Below are 16,981 nucleotides of genomic sequence, written 5' to 3' on the forward strand. Positions count from 1 at the left end.
CCGATGACGTTCCGTCTGCGCTACGCCGCGATCTCCGACGTGGGCCGGGTGCGCAAGGACAACCAGGACTCCGGGTACGCCGGACCCTGGATGCTCGCGGTCTGCGACGGGGTCGGCGGTGCGGTCCGGGGCGACCTGGCCTCGAGCACCGCGATCGGCCAGCTGCGCAAGCTCGACGCCAAGCCCAACGGTGAGATGAGGACCGCCGTCGCCGGCGCGCTGCATCGTGCCAACGACCGCATCGCCGAGCTGGTCGATGACGACCCGTCGCTGAGCGGCACCAGCACCACCGCCACCATGGCGCTCTTCGACGGGGAAAGGCTGACCTTCGGCCACGTCGGCGACAGCCGGGCCTACCTCTTCCGTGGTGACGCGATCCGCCAGCTCACCAAGGACCACACCTTCGTGCAGAGCCTCATCGACGAGGGGCGCATCACCGAGGAGGAGTCCCGCACCCACCCGCACCGCAACCTGATCCTGCGCGCGGTCGACGGCGTGCACGACATCGACGCCGACCTCTTCGACGTCGAGCTCGAGCCCGGCGACCGCGTGCTGCTGTGCAGCGACGGCGCGAGCGGAGTGCTCAACGACGGGCGGCTCGCCGACATCCTCTCCATGGGCACGCCCGACTACGCGGCCGTCGAGCTGGTGCGCGCCAGCCTCGATGCCGGCACCACCGACAACGTCACGTGCCTGGTGGCCGACGTTGTGGGCGAAGACGTCGAGCTGCTCGACCAGACGCCGCTGCTGGTCGGCGCGGCGGCGGATCTCAAGAGGCGCGTGGTGCCGACCAGGCCGCACCTGTTCCGCGGACACCGCAGCGGCGACACCGGCGAGCTCGAGCCGGTGCGCGCCGAGATCCCCGACTCGCTGCCCTACGCGATCGAGTCGGACCCCGTCGACCCCGAGGAGGCGCGCTACGCGCCGCGCCCACCGCGCCGCTACGTCGTCACCCGCCGCGTGCTCGCCGGCGTGGCGGTCCTCGGCGTGGTCTGGATGGGTGGCGCTGCCGCCTACTCCTGGAGCCAGCAGCAGTACTACGTCGGCGAGCACGACGGCTCCGTCACGATCTTCCGCGGCCTCAACGCCGACCTGCCGGGCGTGAGTCTCTCGCGTCCCTACGAGACCACCAACGTCAGCCTCGACCGGCTCTCCGACTACGACGCCTCGACGGTCCGCGAGGGCATCGACGCCTCCAGCCTCGCCGACGCCAAGCGCGCCGTCGACCGCCTCGCTGCCAACCAGTCGGTCGACGAGGGGGTCTCGACAAGCTCGACCGACCAGACCGACTCGACCGCCGGGACCGGCGCTCCCACGGAGACGCCATGAGCCAGGCGGGGATGATCATGGAGTTCGTGCACCGCCGCAGGCGGGGCGCGGAGCTGTTCTTGCTGGTGCTCGCCCTGGCCGTCGGCGTGGGCGCCTACGCCGCGGTGGGTCTGGGTGTCGACGGCGAGGTACCCACCGACCTGATCACCTACGGCGGCTGGCTGGCCGCGCTGGTCGTCATCGCCCATCTGGTGGTGCGGTTCGTGGCGCCGTACGCCGACCCGGTCCTGCTGCCGGTCGTGGCCGCCCTCAACGGCTTGGGCCTCGCGGTCATCTACCGGCTCGACCTCGCCGAGGACACGACGTTCGCCCGCCAACAGCTGACCTGGATGAGCCTGGGCGTCGCGCTGTTCGTGATCGCGCTCCTGGTGCTGCGCGACCACCGGGTGCTGCAGCGGTTCACCTACACCAGCGGACTGCTCGCCATCATCTTGCTGCTCCTGCCGATGGTTCCCGGGCTGGGCACCGAGATCAACGGCGCCCGGATCTGGATCCACCTCGGCCCGTTCAGCTTCCAGCCCGGTGAGATCGCCAAGCTGCTGTTGGTGGTCACCTTCGCCGGCTACCTGGTGCTGCACCGCGACGCGCTGGCCCTGGCCGGGCGCCGGGTCCTCTTCGTCGACCTGCCGCGCGGGCGCGACCTGGGACCGATCCTGCTGATGTGGCTGGTCAGTCTCGGGATCCTGGTCTTCCAGACCGACCTGGGCTCGAGCCTGCTGTTCTTCGGGCTGTTCCTGATCATGCTCTACGTCTCCACCGAGCGCGCCGGCTGGCTGGTGCTCGGCACCGGCCTGTTCATCGGCGGCGCCCTGATGGCCTACCGGTTCGAGCCCCACGTGCGCGTGCGGGTCGACACCTGGCTGCACCCGTTCGACTACTACTCCGACGCGCAGGGGGCCACCAGCTTCCAGCTCGTGGAGTCGATGTTCGGGATGGGGTGGGGCGGCCTGCTCGGACGCGGCCTCGGGCTGGGGATGCCCGAGCGCATCCCGCGCGCGGAGTCCGACTTCATCATGGGGGCGCTCGGCGAGGAGCTGGGGCTGACCGGCGTGATCGCGGTGATCCTGCTCTACGGCCTGATCGTCGAACGCGCGCTGCGAGCCTCGCTGATCTGCCGTGACGGGTTCGGCAAGCTGGTCGCCGTCGGCCTGGCCGGCGTCGTCGCGCTCCAGGTGTTCGTCGTCATCGGCGGCGTGACCCGCCTGATCCCGCTGACCGGCCTGACCACTCCCTTCCTCTCCTACGGCGGCTCGTCACTGGTCGCGAACTGGGTACTGATCGCCTTGTTGCTGCGCATCTCCGACTACGCCCGCCGGCCCGCGCCGACGCTGTCCACCGAGGACGACGCCGACCAGGAGGCCACCCAGGTGGTGAAGATGGCATGACGCCTGCTGTTGGTCGAGGAGGTCGCGCAGCGACCGTCTCGAGACCTCTGCACAGGACCGCTGACCCCTCACCGGGTCTCGAGACAGGCGCTAGCGCGCCTTCCTCGACCAGCGTGCGGGGTCTCGAGACAGGCGCTAGCGCGCCTTCCTCGACCAACGTGCGGGGTCTCGCCAGCGCGCCTTCCTCGACCAACGAGCGGGGTCTCGAGACCAACGGGTGGGGTCTGGCATGAACAAGCCGATCCGCACCATCTCGCTGTTCTGCATGCTCCTGTTCATCGCGCTGATGGCCAACGCGACGTACCTGCAGTACTGGCAGGCCGACGCGCTCAACAAGGACGGCCGCAACCGGCGGATCATCCAGGAGGCGTTCTCGCGCGAGCGCGGGCCGATCCTGGTCGACGGCGAGACGGTCGCGCTGAGCGTGAAGTCCGACGACGCGTACAAGTTCCAGCGCACCTACCCGACGCCGTTTCGCTACGCGCCCGTGACCGGCTGGTTCTCCTACTACTCCCAGACCGGCATCGAGCAGACCCAGAACGACGTACTCTCCGGCGACGACTCGCGGCTGTTCGTCACAAGGCTGGTCGACCTGGTCAACGGCAACAACACCAAGGGCGGACGGGTCTCGCTGACCCTCGACCCCAAGGCGCAGAAGGCGGCCTACGACGGACTGCGCGCGCTGGGCGAGGACGTGCAGGGCGCCGTGGTCGCGATCAACCCGACCACCGGTCAGATCCTGGCCAACGTCTCGCTGCCGACCTACGACCCCAACGTGCTGGCCTCCCACGACTTCGCGTCGGTCTCGGAGAACTACGACCGCCTCAACCAGGACCCGGCCAAGCCGCTGCTCAACCGCGCGATCCAGACCACGCTGCCTCCGGGCTCGACGTTCAAGCTCGTCACCGCCGCCGCCGCGATCGAGAGCGGCAACTACGACGCGTCGTCGATGGTGCCGGCCGGGGCGACCTACCAGCTGCCGCTGACCAGCGGCGAGACCGGCCTGGTCGACAACGAGGGCCGCAGCCAGTGCAACCCCAAGCGGATCCCGTTCGAGGTGGCGATGGAGTGGTCGTGCAACACCACCTTCGCCCAGCTGGCCATCGAGGTCGGTGCCGAGGCGATGCAGAAGCAGGCCGAGGCGTTCGGCTTCAACGAGCACTACCTCGACGACCTCGGCCCGCAGGCCGTCTCGGTCTACCCCACGGGCACCGACAAGCCGCAGACCGGGCAGACGGGCTTCGGGCAGTTCGAGGTGCGCGCGACGCCGCTGCAGATGGCGATGGTGGCAGCCGGCATCGCCAACGGCGGCACGGTGATGAAGCCCTACCTCGTCGACGAGGTGCAGTCGGCCGACCTCGACATCCTCGACAAGACCACCACCACTCCCTTGCACGATGCCGTCTCCCCGACCACGGCCAACGAGCTCACCAAGCTGATGGTGGCCACGGTCAACGAGGGCACCGCCGACGACGCGCGTATCGACGGCATCGAGGTGGCGGGCAAGACCGGCACCGCGCAGAGCGGCGTACCCGGCAAGCCGCCGTACGCATGGTTCGTCTCGTTCGCACCCGCCGACGACCCACAGGTCGCGGTTGCGGTGATGATCGAGAGCGTGCCGGGCAAGGACACCAGCGAGATCGCCGGCGGGGCCCTCGGTGGGCCTATCGCCAAGGCCGTGATGGAGGCAGTGATCAGATGAGCCAGTCCGGACCCCACAACCCCTCGGGGCCGACCCTCATCGGGGGTCGCTACGAGCTCGGGGAGCTGCTCGGCCGTGGCGGGATGGCCGAGGTGCGCAAGGGCACCGACACCCGGCTCGGTCGCGTCGTCGCGGTCAAGCGGCTGCGCACCGACCTGGCCAGCGACGCGACCTTCCAGGCCCGCTTCCGTCGCGAGGCCCAGTCGTCGGCCTCCCTGAACCACCCGGCGATCGTGGCCGTCTACGACACTGGCGAGGAGCTCGCCTCCGACGGCTCGGGGATCAGCCAGCCCTACATCGTGATGGAGTACGTCGCCGGCCGGACCCTGCGCGACATCCTGCGCGAGGGACGCAAGATCCTGCCCGAGCGAGCCCTCGAGATCACCTCCGGCGTGCTGTCGGCGCTCGACTACAGCCACCGGGCCGGCATCATCCACCGCGACATCAAGCCCGGCAACGTGATGCTCACGCCCAGCGGCGATGTGAAGGTGATGGACTTCGGCATCGCTCGCGCGATCTCCGACGCGTCCTCCTCGATGACCCAGACCGCAGCGGTGGTCGGCACCGCGCAGTACCTCTCGCCCGAGCAGGCCCGCGGCGAGACCGTCGACTCGCGCAGCGACGTCTACTCGGCCGGCTGCCTGCTCTACGAGCTGCTCACCGGACGGCCGCCCTTCGTGGGCGACAGCCCCGTGGCCGTGGCCTACCAGCACGTGCGCGAGCCTGCCGTGCCGCCGTCGGACCACGACACCGCCTTGTCCCCCGAGATCGACACGATCGTGATGAAGTCGCTGGCCAAGCGGGTCGAGGACCGCTACCAGTCGGCGGCCGCGATGCGCGCCGACATCGAGCGCTACCTGGCCGGCCACCCCGTCCGGGCCACCGCGCCCCCGCTGCCGCCGGGGCCGCCGGGGCCGCCGACCACTGTCGTGACGCCGTACTCCCCCGGTGAGGCCACCCAGTCGACCATCACGACCTACCCGGTGCCGGGCGAGCAGGAGCCCTACGACGACGACCGCGACGGCAACCGCACCGGCTTGTTCGTCTTCCTCGGCGCGCTGCTCGTGGCGCTGATCATCGGCGCGGCCCTGTTGTTGCCCAAGCTCTTCGACGAGGCACCACAACAGGTGCAGGTGCCCGACCTGATCGGCATGACCGAGGCCCAGGCCCGCGCGGCGATCGGCGATGCCGGCCTCAGCGTCGGCCAGCCGGAGTACGTCGCGGATCCCGATGTCGCCAAGGACAAGGTGATCAGCCAGGACCCCAACCGCGACACGTTCGTGGATCCGGGGACGACCGTCACCATCACGGTCTCGACCGGCAAGCCGATGACCTCGGTGCCCTCGCTCGTGGGCCAGAGCCGGTCGGAGGCGCGCGCCACGCTCGAGCAGGCCAAGCTGGTCCCGGTCTTCGAGGAGATCGACTCCGACGAACCCAAGGGACAGGTCGTCGAGTCGCGGCCGGCCGCCGGGGAGCAGGTGCCGGAAGGCTCGAAGGTCACCGTCGTGGTCTCCGACGGCCCCGAGAAGGTCCCCGACGTCGTCGGGCTGACCCAGGAGCAGGCCGAGCAGATGGTGCGCGCTGCCGGGTTCGACCCGGTCGTGGTGCAGTCCGGCGACACCACCGAGCCGAAGGGCACCGTCATCCAGCAGGTTCCCGACGCGGGTGAGACCCAGCCCAAGGGCTCGAAGGTGACGATCGTGGTCTCGACCTACGAGGAGCCCACGCAGACGCCGTCGCCGACCGAGAGCCCGACCGACACGGGCACCGCGAGCCCGAGCGTGCCACCGACGCCGTAGCCCGCCCGGTCAGCCGTCGGTCTTCAGCGGCTCGGCGTAGGACCGGTCGAGCAGGCCGTCGTAGGCCGGTGCCGTGAGGAGGTCCTCGACCTTCTCCTCCCAGCCGACCGCGATGTCGGGCTCGGCCGCGTCACTGCGGTAGAGCGCGAGGTAGCTGTCGGAGGCGATCGCCGCCGCGATCGAGGTCGGGTCGCCGACCGCGGAGATCGTGTAGGGCTGCGGATATGGCACGCCCTGGATCTGCACGCTGTTGCCGATGCACTTGATGCCGGTCGTGCTGACCACCCGCTGCCCCTGGATGGTGACCGCGACGGCACCGCCGATCCACACCGCGTTGACCACGGCCTGGATGTCCTGCTGGTGGACGACCAGGCGGTTCGGGTCGCGCTGGCTCGACTCGGCGACATCGGTCGGTGAGTCGGTGAGGACCACGGTGATGCCGGCGCCGCTGACATCCTCGAGACCAGCCGGACGCTCCAGCGAGTGTGCCTGCGCACGCAGCCGGCGTACGTCGGCGTCGTCGACCTGACCGGTGAGCCGCTCCACGTCGTCGGTCAGCTGGGCGACCCGCTCGCGCAGCGCGTCGTACTCGCGGCTCTCGGTGCGCACGAAGTCGGTGAGGTTGATGTAGCGGCCCGGGCGCAGGTCGGTGCCCCCGCTGTTGAGCGCACTCACTGCGAACAACGCCCCGCACAGCAGCACGGCCAGGGGGGTCGCCAGCCGCCATCCCAGCGGCCGCCGGCGGTCGCCGGGACCGGGGCTCTCGTGGGGCGCCTCGGTCATGGCGACTAAGGTAGCCGCCGTCGTCGTACCAGCCGCTCGGCCGGTTCATCCCATGGCCCCGCAGTCGAGGAGCAAGCCCGTGCGTTCCCTGTCCAGGTCCAAGTCGTCGGGCTTCCTCGACCCCCAGCGGGGACCGATGCTCACCCCGCGGTTCATCGCAGCCCTGGTGCTGGTCGTCCTCGGTGTCGCCTGGATCGCCTACTACTACCTGGCCGTGCGGGTCGACCCCACCGTCTTTCCCGAGCCGAAGCCGGGCCAGCCCGGGTTCATGGCAGACCTGAAGAACTGGAACTACGCCATCGGCCTGGGCGCGGTGATGGTCGGGCTCTTCGTCGCCGCCCACCCCTCCACGCCGCTCGGACGCAACCGCGGCGTGGTCATCACCATGCTGAGCTGCTTCCTGATCGGGCTGATCTGGATCTGCACGTACTACGTGTTCACCGGCACCCACCTCGACAAGATCCCGGTCTTCAACGACCTCGGCCAGTACAACCTGATGGTCGGCATCGCGTTCATGGCCGTCGGCTTCTCCTACGCCACCCGCTGGGAGTGAGTCCACAGCTGGGGATGAACCTGGGGAGAACTACACGCGTGTAGTTATCCCCAGGGCTTGTCCACAGTGGGGATAACTCGGCCCGGGCTCAGGCGGTGAGGGAAGCCGTGCGCGCGACGATCGCGACCAGCAGCAGCACGGTCACGACCGTGAGACCGACCAGTTGCACCTGCGTACGGCGCTGGCGGGGCGCGTAGGCCAAGATCGCGGCGACCACGACGCCGCCGAGGAAGCCGCCGACGTGTCCTTGCCAGGAGATGCCGGAGAAGGTGAAGGTCAGCACCGCGTTGATGCCGATCCACATCAGGATCTGCGAGTAGTCGGCCTTGACCTTGAAGGCGATCACCAGCAGGGCGCCCATCAGGCCGAAGACTGCTCCGGAGGCGCCGAGGGTCGAGCCGTACTCGTTGCTCGCCCAGTAGACCAAGGTGGAGCCGGCCAGCGCCGAGATCAGGTAGAGCGCGATGAAGCGGGCCCGGCCGATCGCCACCTCGAGCTGCGGGCCGAGGACCCAGAGCGCGAGCATGTTGAAGCCGATGTGCCAGAACTCCACGTGCGTGAACGCCGAGGTGAGCAGCTGCCAGTAGGCGCCGTCGGCGACACCCGGCATCCAGGTCCCGTCCCCGCGCGTGCTGGTGGAGCAGACGAGCTCGGTGTGCACGCTCGGGTAGTAGGCGCCGCTGGCCCGCTCGGAGACGCACCGCCCGAGCGGGATCAGGGAGAGCCGTTCGACCAGCGAGCTGCCACGACCGCCGGTGGCCATGATCGCCAGCCACACCGCCGCGTTGAGCCCGATGATCACCATCGAGGTGATGGCGGCGTTGGTGGGACGCAAGCCGCCGTAGGCCGTGCGGCCGCTGCGCGTCGTGCGCGCGCCCTCCTTGACGCACTCAGGGCACTGGAAGCCGACGGGCGAGTCCCGCATGCAGTCGGGGCAGATCACCCGGCCGCAGCGCTGACACCTGATGTAGGCCTCGCGACCGGGGTGCCGGTAGCAGGTCGGGACCTCGCCCGTCGGCGTACCGGGCGCGGGCTCGGACATGGTCGGCTACTCGGTCGGCTTGTTCGGGGACGGCTAGTCGCGCTTGATCTCGACCGACTCGATCACCACGGGCTCGACCGGGCGGTCGCCGGAACCGGTCGCGGTGGTGCCGATGGCGTCGACGACGTCGCGCGAGGCCTGGTCGGCCACCTCGCCGAAGATGGTGTGCTTGAAGTTCAGCCAGGTAGTCGGGCCCAGGGTGATGAAGAACTGCGAGCCGTTGGTGCCCGGCCCGGCGTTGGCCATCGCCAGCAGGTAGGGCTTGTCGAAGGTCAGCTCGGGGTGGGGCTCGTCCTTGAAGGTGTAGCCCGGGCCACCGGTGCCGGTGCCGAGCGGGCAGCCGCCCTGGATCATGAACCCGCCGATGACGCGGTGGAAGCCGAGCCCGTCGTAGAAGGGCCCGGAGCGCCCGTTGCCGGAGTTGTAGTCCTTGGTGCCCTCGGCGAGCCCGACGAAGTTGTCGACGGTCTCGGGAGCGTGGTTGGGCAACAGGTTGAGGGTGATGTCGCCGCGGTTGGTCTTCAAGACGGCTTGGAGGTCAGCCATAACTACCTTTTCGGGTGAGCGGTCGGGTTGCGCTGCCGATCCTGCCATGTCACCCCAGCGCATCCGTCTCCGTCCACCCCTAAGGGCGCTCGCCCGCCGTTGGGGATGTGCGGCATGATCGAAGCAACCGACTGGAGAGAAGGCCCTCCCATGCTGCGCAAGAAGAAGTCCCTCATCGATCGGGCCGTCGACTCGGCGAGTGACGCCGTCGACGCCGCCCTCCCCGTCATCGAGAACGCCCTCACGACCGCACGCGACCAGGTCAAGGACCTGGCCCACGACACCAAGAGCAAGGCCGGCCCGCTGCTGGCCGAGACCAAGCTCCTGGCCGGCGAGATCGCCGAGGCGACCAAGGAGGTCGCCATCCCCAAGGCGAAGTCCGCCGCTGCTGCGGGCGCAGCGAGCGCCGCGGAGCTCGCCGCCTCGGGGCGTGACATGGCTGCCGCCAAGGTCGCCGAGATCAAGAGCGAGCCGCCGAAGAAGAAGGGCCGCAAGCTGCGCAAGCTCGTGCTCTTCGGCAGCCTCGCGGCAGCTGCCGGCTTCGTCTACAACAAGATGCGCTCCAACGCACAGGCCGACAACTGGCAGTCGTCCTACACGCCGCCGCCCTCGGCCGGTACGACGAGCTCGACGACCAGCTCGACCACGGGCTCGACCGCAGACACGACGACAGGGGCCACCTTCGCCGGAGGCGCCCACCTGGCACCGGGCGTCGGTCCCGACGAGCCGATCGCCACCGACGACCCGATGGCCACACACGCTCCTGGGCACTCCGCTGACGAAGCCACCGACGATCCCGGCGGCGCCACCCCCGGCGAGGCGATCGCCGACGCCGCCGAGGAGCCCCACGAGGTCACCACTCCCGACGACCCGGCCGACGTGGTCGAGGTCGAGGAGAACGCCTCCAAGAAGAAGTAGCCCGCTCAGGCTCAGGCCACCCGGCCTGGCTGCTCCAGGTCGTTGTCCTCGAGGATCTCCAGCAGCCAGGCGTGCTCGCGCGGGCCGAGTACGTCGAACACGTGCCCGTGCGCGACGCCGAATGCCCGCAGCCGCGCGGCCTCGCTGCCGTCGGGGTCCACGAGCGCGGCGGACGTGCCGGGAGCCGTGCGCGCGACCACCTCGGCCATCGCCTCGAGCAGGCGGCGCTCGGCCGCGGTGCCTCGTTGCTCGATGTGGTGAGCGGCCGCGTCGAGCAGCTGGGCCAGCTCGATCGTCGGTGTGACCGAGGGCCGCGTCGGCGCGGCGACCAGGCGCCAGGAGCCCATCTCCGGTCCGTCGTCGACGAACCGCTGCCACCGGGCGGTGACGGCCAGGCGCCACCGACGAAGCCGCTCGGCGCGTCGTTGCTTCTGGATCAGGCGGCCCGCCTGCCGGTCCCGCGCGTCGGCGAGCTTCGCCTCGATCGTGGCCCTGGCGACGTACTGGCTCATCGCGTCCATGGTGGTGCTCCTTGCTGGCCCGCCGTCCGGCAGATACCGCTGGGCAGGCGTGTCGTATCGCTGATGTCGTGCTGCTTACGCAGGCCAGGCGGGAACGGTTCCCTCGGTCTTGCGAGGTCTCGCGAGGTCTCGCGAGGCCTTCCGTCAAGCAGCGCTGCGACTACGACGCCGCCAGCGAGGGGCCAGGTCGGCGGGGCGGTTCTCCTCGATCCACTGGTCGACGCGCTCCCACCAGCCGAAGAGCCACTCGATCTGGGCGTCTCGGCCTTCGGGGATCTCGGCGCGCGGCACCTGCCACCACTGCATCAGCAGGCGCTTGTCCATCGGCAGCTCGCGCCAGACGTCACCGACGGTGAGCATGTGGTCCATCCCGGTGTGGGCGACCAGCACCACGTCGGCCTCGGGCGCCGCCGCGAGTGCGGCCAGGAACCCGCCGGGCCGTGGGGCGAGCACGTTGGTCATCGCCTCGGCCCGCTCGGCCATCCGGTGCATGCCGACCTTGCGGAGCCGCTCGATGGCCCGCTCGCGGCGGCGGGGCGTGAAGTTGCCGCCCTCGGGGAAGATCACGAACGCGTCGTTGGCGTCGAGGCCGGTGGCGAGCTCGGCGATCTGCGCCTCGACGTCGTCGCCACCAGCACCCGTCATCTTCTTGGGGTTGGGCGAGATGAACCGCGCCGGGATCCGGTGCAGGAGCACGTCGATGGCCGGGTCCCAGGCGAGCGTGTCCTTGAGCACGACCCGGGGCTCCCGGTCATACCAGTGCATCAGTGCGTAGATCAGGGTGAAGGAGTCGCCGGGCCCGGCATGCCGGCAGCAGACCAGCAGCGGCTTGCCGGGGTGGGCATCGGGTGTGGGTCCGGCGCTCTCGATCCGGATGTTGAGCACCCGTCGCGCCTCGCGGAAGAACACCCACAGCACGCCCTCGACCAGGTCGTAGTGGATGCCCTCGTAGTACGGCGTGCGGATGCGCCGCCCGAACCCCGAGGAGACCCACAGCCCGAAGAGCACGACCAGCAGCAGGCTCTCGATCACCAGGTAGAGGATGAACACCCACAGCACACGCAGCGGCCGCCAGCGCCCCGGGATGATCGGCGAGAGCGCCGCGGCGCCCACCAGCCACAGCGGCAGGCTCACCGCGATCAGCAGCGTCACCAGCAAGACGGCCGGCGCCGTGACCAGCCGTCGCAGCTGACGCCCCGACCAGGACGCGCGACGGCTGGCCGCCGTCAACGTCGTACTCCGTGCTGGTCGAGATAGTCCAGGCTCGCCTCGTAGGTCTGCTCGATCCGCGTGATCACCGAGGTGAAGTCGCGGTGGCCGCGCAGCGAGTCGTCGCGCGCCGACGTACCTCGCGCGGGCAGCACGTGGACGACCACGCCGTCGGGCACCTCCGAGAGCTCGCGGGCGAACCGGTGCCGGCGGGCGATCTCGAAGGACACCCGCGCCACGTCCCACGGCCGGCGCGGGACCTGCAGGGGGCGGTCGATGCGACCGACCTGCAGCACGTAGATCTCGTCGGCGCCCAGCGCGACCGCCCGGCCGAGCGGGATCGAGTTGACGATGCCGCCGTCGAGGAAGTGCTCGTCGCCGACCCTGGCCGGCGGCAGCAGACCGGGTACGGCGGCGCTGGCGACCACCGCGGGCACGAGCGGCCCCGAGGAGAACCAGTGCTCCGCCGCGCGTTCGATGCTGGCCGCGCACACCTGGAACCGGACCGGGAGGTCCTCGAACGTCGTGTCGCCGAACTCGTCCTCGAGCCTGCGCCGCATCGGGCCCGAGGAGTAGATGTGGGTGCCGGTCGACATGGCCCGCCGAACCGTGCGCAGCGCCCGGTCGCCGTACACCTCGCGGCCTGCCGCGACCTGCTGCCACAGCTCGGTCAGCCGCGCGACCACCGCGGCCGACGGGTCGCGCGCGACCATCGCACCGTTGAGGGCACCGACGGAGGTGCCCAGGATGAGGTCGGGGGTGACCCCTCGCTCGAAGAGCGCCTGGAGCATGCCCACCTCGACCGCGCCCAGCACGCCACCGCCGCCGAGCACGAACGCGGTGGTCATGGTGACTAGCCCGCCAGCTCGGGGTGCTCGGCGCGGACCTTCGCCACGACGCGGCGCTCGACCCAGAAGATGATCAGCGGGATCAGTCCGGCAGCCAGCGTCAAGACGGTGAACGGCGCGCTCCAGCCGGCTCGTCTCGACAGCAAGAACGTGATCACGACGTAGATCATGAAGACCCAGCCGTGCGCGACCCACATGATGCTCGCACTCTCACCGAACCGCTGGAGGTCACCGCCCTCGGTCGCGAGGTACTTCAGCGGCAGCGCCACGAGCGAGCAGAAGGCGAGCAGCACGCCCACGACGAAGGCCAGCACGCGGTAGCTGGTGAAGAGGCGGCTCACGTTCAGCGACCCTATCGACCGTCCCCAGCGGCGGCCGCCGGGTCCAGCTCCTCGCGCGCCCAGCGCCACCACACGAACAGCGCGAACAGCCCGAAGAACCACCACTCGAAGGCGTAGAGCAGGTTGCGCACCGCGGTCAGACGACCGGCCGGCGGCAGCTGGTCGAGGTCTGCTTGCTCCAGCCCCGGCGGCGGGTCGCGCAGCACGACGTAGGCGCCGTAGAGGTCCTCGTCGAACCGCTGGGCCAAGTCGGCCACCCGCAGCTGGGGAAGTACGTCGTCGCCGGGGTCGTCGTCGACCGCACCGGTGCCCTCGGGGGGCTGGAGCCACCCCACGAAGTCGGCGGTCCCGGAGGCGGGAGGTGCGCCCGCGGTCGAGGCGGTCCAGCCGCGCACGACGGGCAGCAGGGACTGCCCGATCCGGACGGGATCGACGACCCAGTAGCCGTCGACGCTGTCGTGCTCGCGGCCGGAGACGTAGACCGTCGCGCCGGTGACCCACGCGCCTTCGAAGGACACAGGCTGTCCGACGTACTGTCCCGGGAACGGGTCGTCAGGGCCGATGGCATCGGCCAGGGCGATCGGCGCGACCTCCGTCAGGTCGCGGGCCTCGGCCGCGCGGCGTTCCTGCCAGCCGTGGTACTGCCACAGTCCCAGCCAGCCCGCCACGACTAGCGCCGCGACCACGACGAGGTGGTAGCCCCAGTAGCGCGGCGCCAGCAACGCTCGAGCCGCGGACACCCTTGCAGGATAGGGAGGTTCTAGAGTGCGGACATGAGCGGCCCGGATCGACGGCCAGGGGCCATCCACCACCTCAACTGCGGAACCATGAGCCTCGCGGTGACCTTCGGCGAGCGGCTGGCGCCGCGACGCATCGTGGCCCACTGCCTCCTCGTCGAGCGGTCCGAGGGACTGCTGCTCGTCGACACCGGCTTCGGCATGGGCGACGTACGCCGCGAGCCCGGCCGGATGACCTACAGCTCGCGACAGCTCCTGCGCCCGGCCCTCGACCCGGCCGAGACCGCGATCGGGCAGTTGCGGGCGATGGGTCACGACCCTCGCGATGTGACCGACATCGTGCTGACGCACATGGACTTCGACCACGTCGGCGGGCTCGGCGACTTCCCGCAGGCGACGGTGCACGTGTTCGGTGCCGAGCTCGACGCCGCGACCCACCCGACACTGCGCGAACGGTCCCGCTACCGCAAGGCGATGTGGGCCCACGGCCCGAAGTGGCGGGTGCTGGCCGATGCCGGCGACCAGTGGGAGGGCTTCGGGGCGGTCACCGCGCTGGACACCAACGGGGCCGACGACGTGGTCCTCGTGCCGCTGCACGGACATACGCGCGGACACTGCGGGGTCGCCGTACGCCGACCGGGCGACGCCGGCTGGCTGTTCCACGCAGGCGATGCGTTCTTCGACCACCGCGAGGCCCACGACCCTCCGGCGTGCGCGCCAGGGTTGGCGATCTTCCAGCGACTCATGGCCGTCGACCACGGCCAGCGGATGCGCAACCTCGAGCGGGTCCGAGAGCTGCGCTCTGCCCACACCGGAGACATCGACGTCTTCTGCGCCCATGCGGCCGCCGACCTGGACCGCTTCGCGTGACCATCACCGCCGGCACGACACCCGACTGGGCCACCCGCTTCCAGGCGGCGTTCACCACGATGGCGGACTCGATCGGCCGGGCCGTGCTGGGCAAGGACCACGTGATCCGGCTGACGCTGACCTGCCTGATGTCGGAGGGTCACCTGCTGCTGGAGGACCTGCCCGGCACCGGCAAGACGATGCTCGCGCGGGCCTTGGCCAACACCGTCGAGGGCTCGCACGCCCGCATCCAGTTCACCCCCGACCTGCTGCCGACCGACGTCACCGGCGTGACGGTCTATGACCAGCACCGCGGCAGCTTCGAGTTCCACCCCGGCCCGATCTTCCACGACATCGTGCTCGCCGACGAGATCAACCGCGCCTCCCCCAAGACCCAGGCCGCGCTGCTGGAGGTGATGGAGGAGGGCCATGTCACGGTCGACGGCGTCACCCACGACGTACCTCGCCCGTTCATGGTGATCGCCACGCAGAACCCCATCGAGCAGGCCGGCACCTACCGCCTGCCCGAGGCGCAGCTGGACCGGTTCCTGTTCAAGACCTCGGTCGGCTACCCCGATGCCGAGTCGACCGAGCAGCTGCTGCTCAACTCGTCGGTGCGCGACCGCGCGGCGCTGCTGTCCCCGGTGGTCAGCCGCGACGACGTGGCCCGGATGATCGCGATGGCCGACGAGGTGTACGTCGACCGCTCGATCGTCCGCTACGTGCGCGAGCTCGCCGAGGCCTCCCGCGCCCTGCCCCAGGTGAAGATGGGGCTGTCGGCCCGCGGCTGCCTGGCGTGGGTACGTGCGGCCAAGAGCTGGGCGGCCTCCGACGGGCGGGCCCACGTGGTCCCCCACGACATCGCGACCCTCGCCGAGCCGGTACTGGGCCACCGCCTGCTGCTCGACGCGCAGGCCCAGTTCGGCGGCGTCCAGGTCGCCGACGTGGTCGCCGGTCTGCTCGAGCAGGTGCCGCCGCCGGTCGACCGCAGCGGTGACTGACCGGCTGCTGTCGCTTCCCCGTGCCCTGTGGCGCGGGGTCACGCCGCTGGGCCGGGCGGTCGTGTCGCTGGGGCTGACCGCGCTGGCCCTGGCGAGGGCCGCCGGACTCGTCGAGCTCGCCGTCGTCGCGGCGCTGTGCCTGCTGCTGGTCGTCGTCGGGCTCGTCGTGGTGCTGCTGCCCTCGAGCGTGCGCGCATCGCTCTGGCTGCGCCCGGACCGCACGAGCGCCGGCGTCGGCGTGCAAGGCCGGCTGCGCGTGCAGAACCGCTGGCCGGTCTCCTTGGGCAAGCCGGTCGTCGAGGTGCCGAGCGGGACGGCGACGCCGTGGGTGCGGTTGCCGACGCTGCGCGCGGGCGCCACGCACGAGCAGTCGTTCGTCGTCCCCGCACCGCGACGCGGCGTGATCACGGTGGGCCCGGTGCTCTACCGGCGCACGGATCCGGTGGGGCTGTTCGCGCGCCGGGTCAGCTGGGCTGCCGCTGTCGAGCTGCTGGTCCGGCCGGCCACCGTCGAGCTCGCGGGACTGCCCGTCGGTCAGCTGCGCGACCTCGAGGGCGTGGCCAGCGACCAGCTCTCGATGAGCGACCTGGCCTTCCACGCGTTGCGCGAGTACGTCCCGGGCGACGACCTGCGTCACGTCCACTGGCGGTCCTCGGCCCGCGCGGGGCAGCTGCTCGTGCGGCAGTACCACGACTCCCGGCGTACGTCGGCGGTGCTGCTCGTCGACACCCGCACCGACGCCTACGCCCACCCCGACGACTTCGAGCTGGCGCTGTCGGTTGCGGCCTCGATCACCATGCGGGCCGCCCGCGACGGCTACGACCTGACCCTGGTGTGTGGTGATCACACGGCGGGCGGCTCCGTCATCACCGGGGACCCGACGTACGCCCTCGACGCCTTGTGCCGGGCCGCGCCGTCCGGGGGCGAGCCCCTGCCGGACCTGCTCGCCCGCGGACTGCAGGCGGCGTACGACGCGAGCATGCTGTTCGTCGTCAGCGGCACCGCGCGCGACATCGACGAGCTCCAACGCGTCGTCGGCCTCGTGCCCAGCGACCTGTGGGCCGGGGTCTTGAGGGCGGGTGTGGGTGGAGAGGGCGGTCTCGCGGAGTACGCCGGCCGGTCGATCATCACCATCGGCTCGCTCGCCCAGCTGCCCGTGGCAATGGCGGAGGTCGTGCGGTGACCACCCCGTCGATGGTCGAGGAGGTCGCGCGGTGAGCAGACAACCGTCGCTCGAGGAGGTCGCGCGGTGAGCGGACATCCGTCGGTCGAGGAGGTCGCGCGGTGAGCGGACATCCGTCGGTCGAGGAGGTCGCGCGGTGAGCGGACATCCGTCGGTCGAGGAGGTCGCGCTGGCGACCGTCTCGAGACCCCGCGACGCGATCGCCTCCGTTCACACCGTGGCGATGGCGGAGGTC

Annotated in this window: 17 protein-coding genes; 9 read left to right on the top strand and 8 right to left on the bottom strand. The window is 70.7% G+C overall.

All coding sequences use genetic code 11. The features are described 5' to 3' along the window. Window positions 1-3 precede the first annotated feature (3 nt). The 4 genes from ISU10_RS12215 (at window position 4) to pknB (ending at window position 6,215) form a co-directional block, all read left to right on the top strand. Entirely contained in the window at window positions 4-1,329 is a 1,326-nt protein-coding gene (locus ISU10_RS12215; protein WP_194696667.1) for a PP2C family protein-serine/threonine phosphatase, read from the top strand. After that, window positions 1,326-2,714, top strand: coding sequence for an FtsW/RodA/SpoVE family cell cycle protein (locus ISU10_RS12220; protein ID WP_194696668.1), 1,389 nt, complete (start codon window positions 1,326-1,328; stop codon window positions 2,712-2,714). The genes ISU10_RS12215 and ISU10_RS12220 overlap by 4 nt, the downstream gene beginning before the upstream one ends. A gap of 229 nt (window positions 2,715-2,943) precedes the next feature. Beyond that, window positions 2,944-4,416, top strand: a complete 1,473-nt coding sequence (locus ISU10_RS12225; protein ID WP_194696669.1) for a peptidoglycan D,D-transpeptidase FtsI family protein — start codon at window positions 2,944-2,946, stop codon at window positions 4,414-4,416. Next, a complete protein-coding gene (gene pknB, locus ISU10_RS12230; RefSeq protein ID WP_194696670.1) occupies window positions 4,413-6,215 on the top strand; it encodes a Stk1 family PASTA domain-containing Ser/Thr kinase in 1,803 nt (600 codons plus the stop codon). The genes ISU10_RS12225 and pknB overlap by 4 nt, the downstream gene beginning before the upstream one ends. Window positions 6,216-6,224: 9 nt before the next feature. On the opposite strand, the gene ISU10_RS12235 is transcribed toward pknB, so the two are convergent. Further along, window positions 6,225-6,998, bottom strand: a complete 774-nt coding sequence (locus tag ISU10_RS12235) for a DUF881 domain-containing protein (RefSeq protein ID WP_194696671.1) — start codon at window positions 6,996-6,998, stop codon at window positions 6,225-6,227. 79 nt (window positions 6,999-7,077) lie between these two features. Between ISU10_RS12235 and ISU10_RS12240 the strand changes: the two genes are divergently transcribed. Further along, the gene (locus tag ISU10_RS12240) at window positions 7,078-7,551 is read left to right on the top strand and encodes a cell division protein CrgA (RefSeq protein ID WP_370865263.1); all 474 of its coding nucleotides are present in this window, start codon (window positions 7,078-7,080) and stop codon (window positions 7,549-7,551) included. Between the two features lie 88 nt (window positions 7,552-7,639). Here the strand turns inward: ISU10_RS12240 and ISU10_RS12245 are convergent, their stop codons facing one another. Then, complete coding sequence (locus tag ISU10_RS12245; RefSeq protein WP_194696673.1) at window positions 7,640-8,593, bottom strand: rhomboid family intramembrane serine protease; 954 nt, start codon at window positions 8,591-8,593, stop codon at window positions 7,640-7,642. A 33-nt stretch (window positions 8,594-8,626) separates the two neighbouring features. Next, complete coding sequence (locus tag ISU10_RS12250) at window positions 8,627-9,139, bottom strand: peptidylprolyl isomerase (RefSeq protein ID WP_194696674.1); 513 nt, start codon at window positions 9,137-9,139, stop codon at window positions 8,627-8,629. Window positions 9,140-9,253: 114 nt separating this feature from the next. On the opposite strand from ISU10_RS12250, the gene ISU10_RS12255 reads away from it, so the two are divergent. Then, window positions 9,254-10,057, top strand: a complete 804-nt coding sequence (locus ISU10_RS12255) for a hypothetical protein (RefSeq protein ID WP_194696675.1) — start codon at window positions 9,254-9,256, stop codon at window positions 10,055-10,057. 11 nt (window positions 10,058-10,068) lie between these two features. On the opposite strand, the gene ISU10_RS12260 is transcribed toward ISU10_RS12255, so the two are convergent. From ISU10_RS12260 to ISU10_RS12280, 5 genes are all read right to left on the bottom strand, one after another. After that, a complete protein-coding gene (locus ISU10_RS12260) occupies window positions 10,069-10,578 on the bottom strand; it encodes a hypothetical protein (RefSeq protein WP_194696676.1) in 510 nt (169 codons plus the stop codon). Between the two features lie 144 nt (window positions 10,579-10,722). Next, window positions 10,723-11,808: a 1-acyl-sn-glycerol-3-phosphate acyltransferase gene (locus ISU10_RS12265; protein ID WP_194696677.1), complete on the bottom strand. Its 1,086-nt coding sequence runs from the start codon at window positions 11,806-11,808 to the stop codon at window positions 10,723-10,725. After that, window positions 11,805-12,635: a patatin-like phospholipase family protein gene (locus tag ISU10_RS12270; protein ID WP_194696678.1), complete on the bottom strand. Its 831-nt coding sequence runs from the start codon at window positions 12,633-12,635 to the stop codon at window positions 11,805-11,807. The genes ISU10_RS12265 and ISU10_RS12270 overlap by 4 nt, the downstream gene beginning before the upstream one ends. Window positions 12,636-12,640: 5 nt before the next feature. Then, complete coding sequence (locus tag ISU10_RS12275) at window positions 12,641-12,976, bottom strand: DUF3817 domain-containing protein (protein ID WP_194696679.1); 336 nt, start codon at window positions 12,974-12,976, stop codon at window positions 12,641-12,643. 11 nt (window positions 12,977-12,987) lie between these two features. Beyond that, on the bottom strand, window positions 12,988-13,716 hold the full coding sequence (locus tag ISU10_RS12280; RefSeq protein ID WP_194696680.1) for an SURF1 family protein: 729 nt from the start codon (window positions 13,714-13,716) through the stop codon (window positions 12,988-12,990). Between the two features lie 33 nt (window positions 13,717-13,749). Here ISU10_RS12280 and ISU10_RS12285 point away from each other — a divergent pair, with 33 nt between their 5' ends. Genes ISU10_RS12285 through ISU10_RS24130 form a run of 3 tightly spaced genes read left to right on the top strand, consistent with a single transcriptional unit; the run spans window position 13,750 to window position 16,746 of the window. Next, window positions 13,750-14,583, top strand: a complete 834-nt coding sequence (locus ISU10_RS12285) for an MBL fold metallo-hydrolase (protein ID WP_194696681.1) — start codon at window positions 13,750-13,752, stop codon at window positions 14,581-14,583. Continuing rightward, on the top strand, window positions 14,580-15,563 hold the full coding sequence (locus ISU10_RS12290; RefSeq protein WP_442417790.1) for an AAA family ATPase: 984 nt from the start codon (window positions 14,580-14,582) through the stop codon (window positions 15,561-15,563). The genes ISU10_RS12285 and ISU10_RS12290 overlap by 4 nt, the downstream gene beginning before the upstream one ends. Beyond that, window positions 15,556-16,746, top strand: coding sequence for a DUF58 domain-containing protein (locus ISU10_RS24130; RefSeq protein ID WP_194696682.1), 1,191 nt, complete (start codon window positions 15,556-15,558; stop codon window positions 16,744-16,746). The genes ISU10_RS12290 and ISU10_RS24130 overlap by 8 nt, the downstream gene beginning before the upstream one ends. Window positions 16,747-16,981 lie beyond the last annotated feature (235 nt).

The sequence above is a fragment of the Nocardioides agariphilus genome, assembly GCF_015352445.1.
Classification (GTDB): Bacteria; Actinomycetota; Actinomycetes; order Propionibacteriales; family Nocardioidaceae; genus Nocardioides; species Nocardioides agariphilus.

Bases quoted from the DNA above. Each gene is read 5' to 3' on its own strand.
- ISU10_RS12215 (WP_194696667.1), top strand. From the start codon at position 4: ATGACGTTCCGTCTGCGCTACGCCGCGATCTCCGACGTGGGCCGGGTG.
- ISU10_RS12220 (WP_194696668.1), top strand. From the start codon at position 1,326: ATGAGCCAGGCGGGGATGATCATGGAGTTCGTGCACCGCCGCAGGCGG.
- ISU10_RS12225 (WP_194696669.1), top strand. From the start codon at position 2,944: ATGAACAAGCCGATCCGCACCATCTCGCTGTTCTGCATGCTCCTGTTC.
- pknB (WP_194696670.1), top strand. From the start codon at position 4,413: ATGAGCCAGTCCGGACCCCACAACCCCTCGGGGCCGACCCTCATCGGG.
- ISU10_RS12235 (WP_194696671.1), bottom strand. From the start codon at position 6,998: ATGACCGAGGCGCCCCACGAGAGCCCCGGTCCCGGCGACCGCCGGCGG.
- ISU10_RS12245 (WP_194696673.1), bottom strand. From the start codon at position 8,593: ATGTCCGAGCCCGCGCCCGGTACGCCGACGGGCGAGGTCCCGACCTGC.
- ISU10_RS12250 (WP_194696674.1), bottom strand. From the start codon at position 9,139: ATGGCTGACCTCCAAGCCGTCTTGAAGACCAACCGCGGCGACATCACC.
- ISU10_RS12255 (WP_194696675.1), top strand. From the start codon at position 9,254: ATGATCGAAGCAACCGACTGGAGAGAAGGCCCTCCCATGCTGCGCAAG.
- ISU10_RS12260 (WP_194696676.1), bottom strand. From the start codon at position 10,578: ATGGACGCGATGAGCCAGTACGTCGCCAGGGCCACGATCGAGGCGAAG.
- ISU10_RS12270 (WP_194696678.1), bottom strand. From the start codon at position 12,635: ATGACCACCGCGTTCGTGCTCGGCGGCGGTGGCGTGCTGGGCGCGGTC.
- ISU10_RS12285 (WP_194696681.1), top strand. From the start codon at position 13,750: ATGAGCGGCCCGGATCGACGGCCAGGGGCCATCCACCACCTCAACTGC.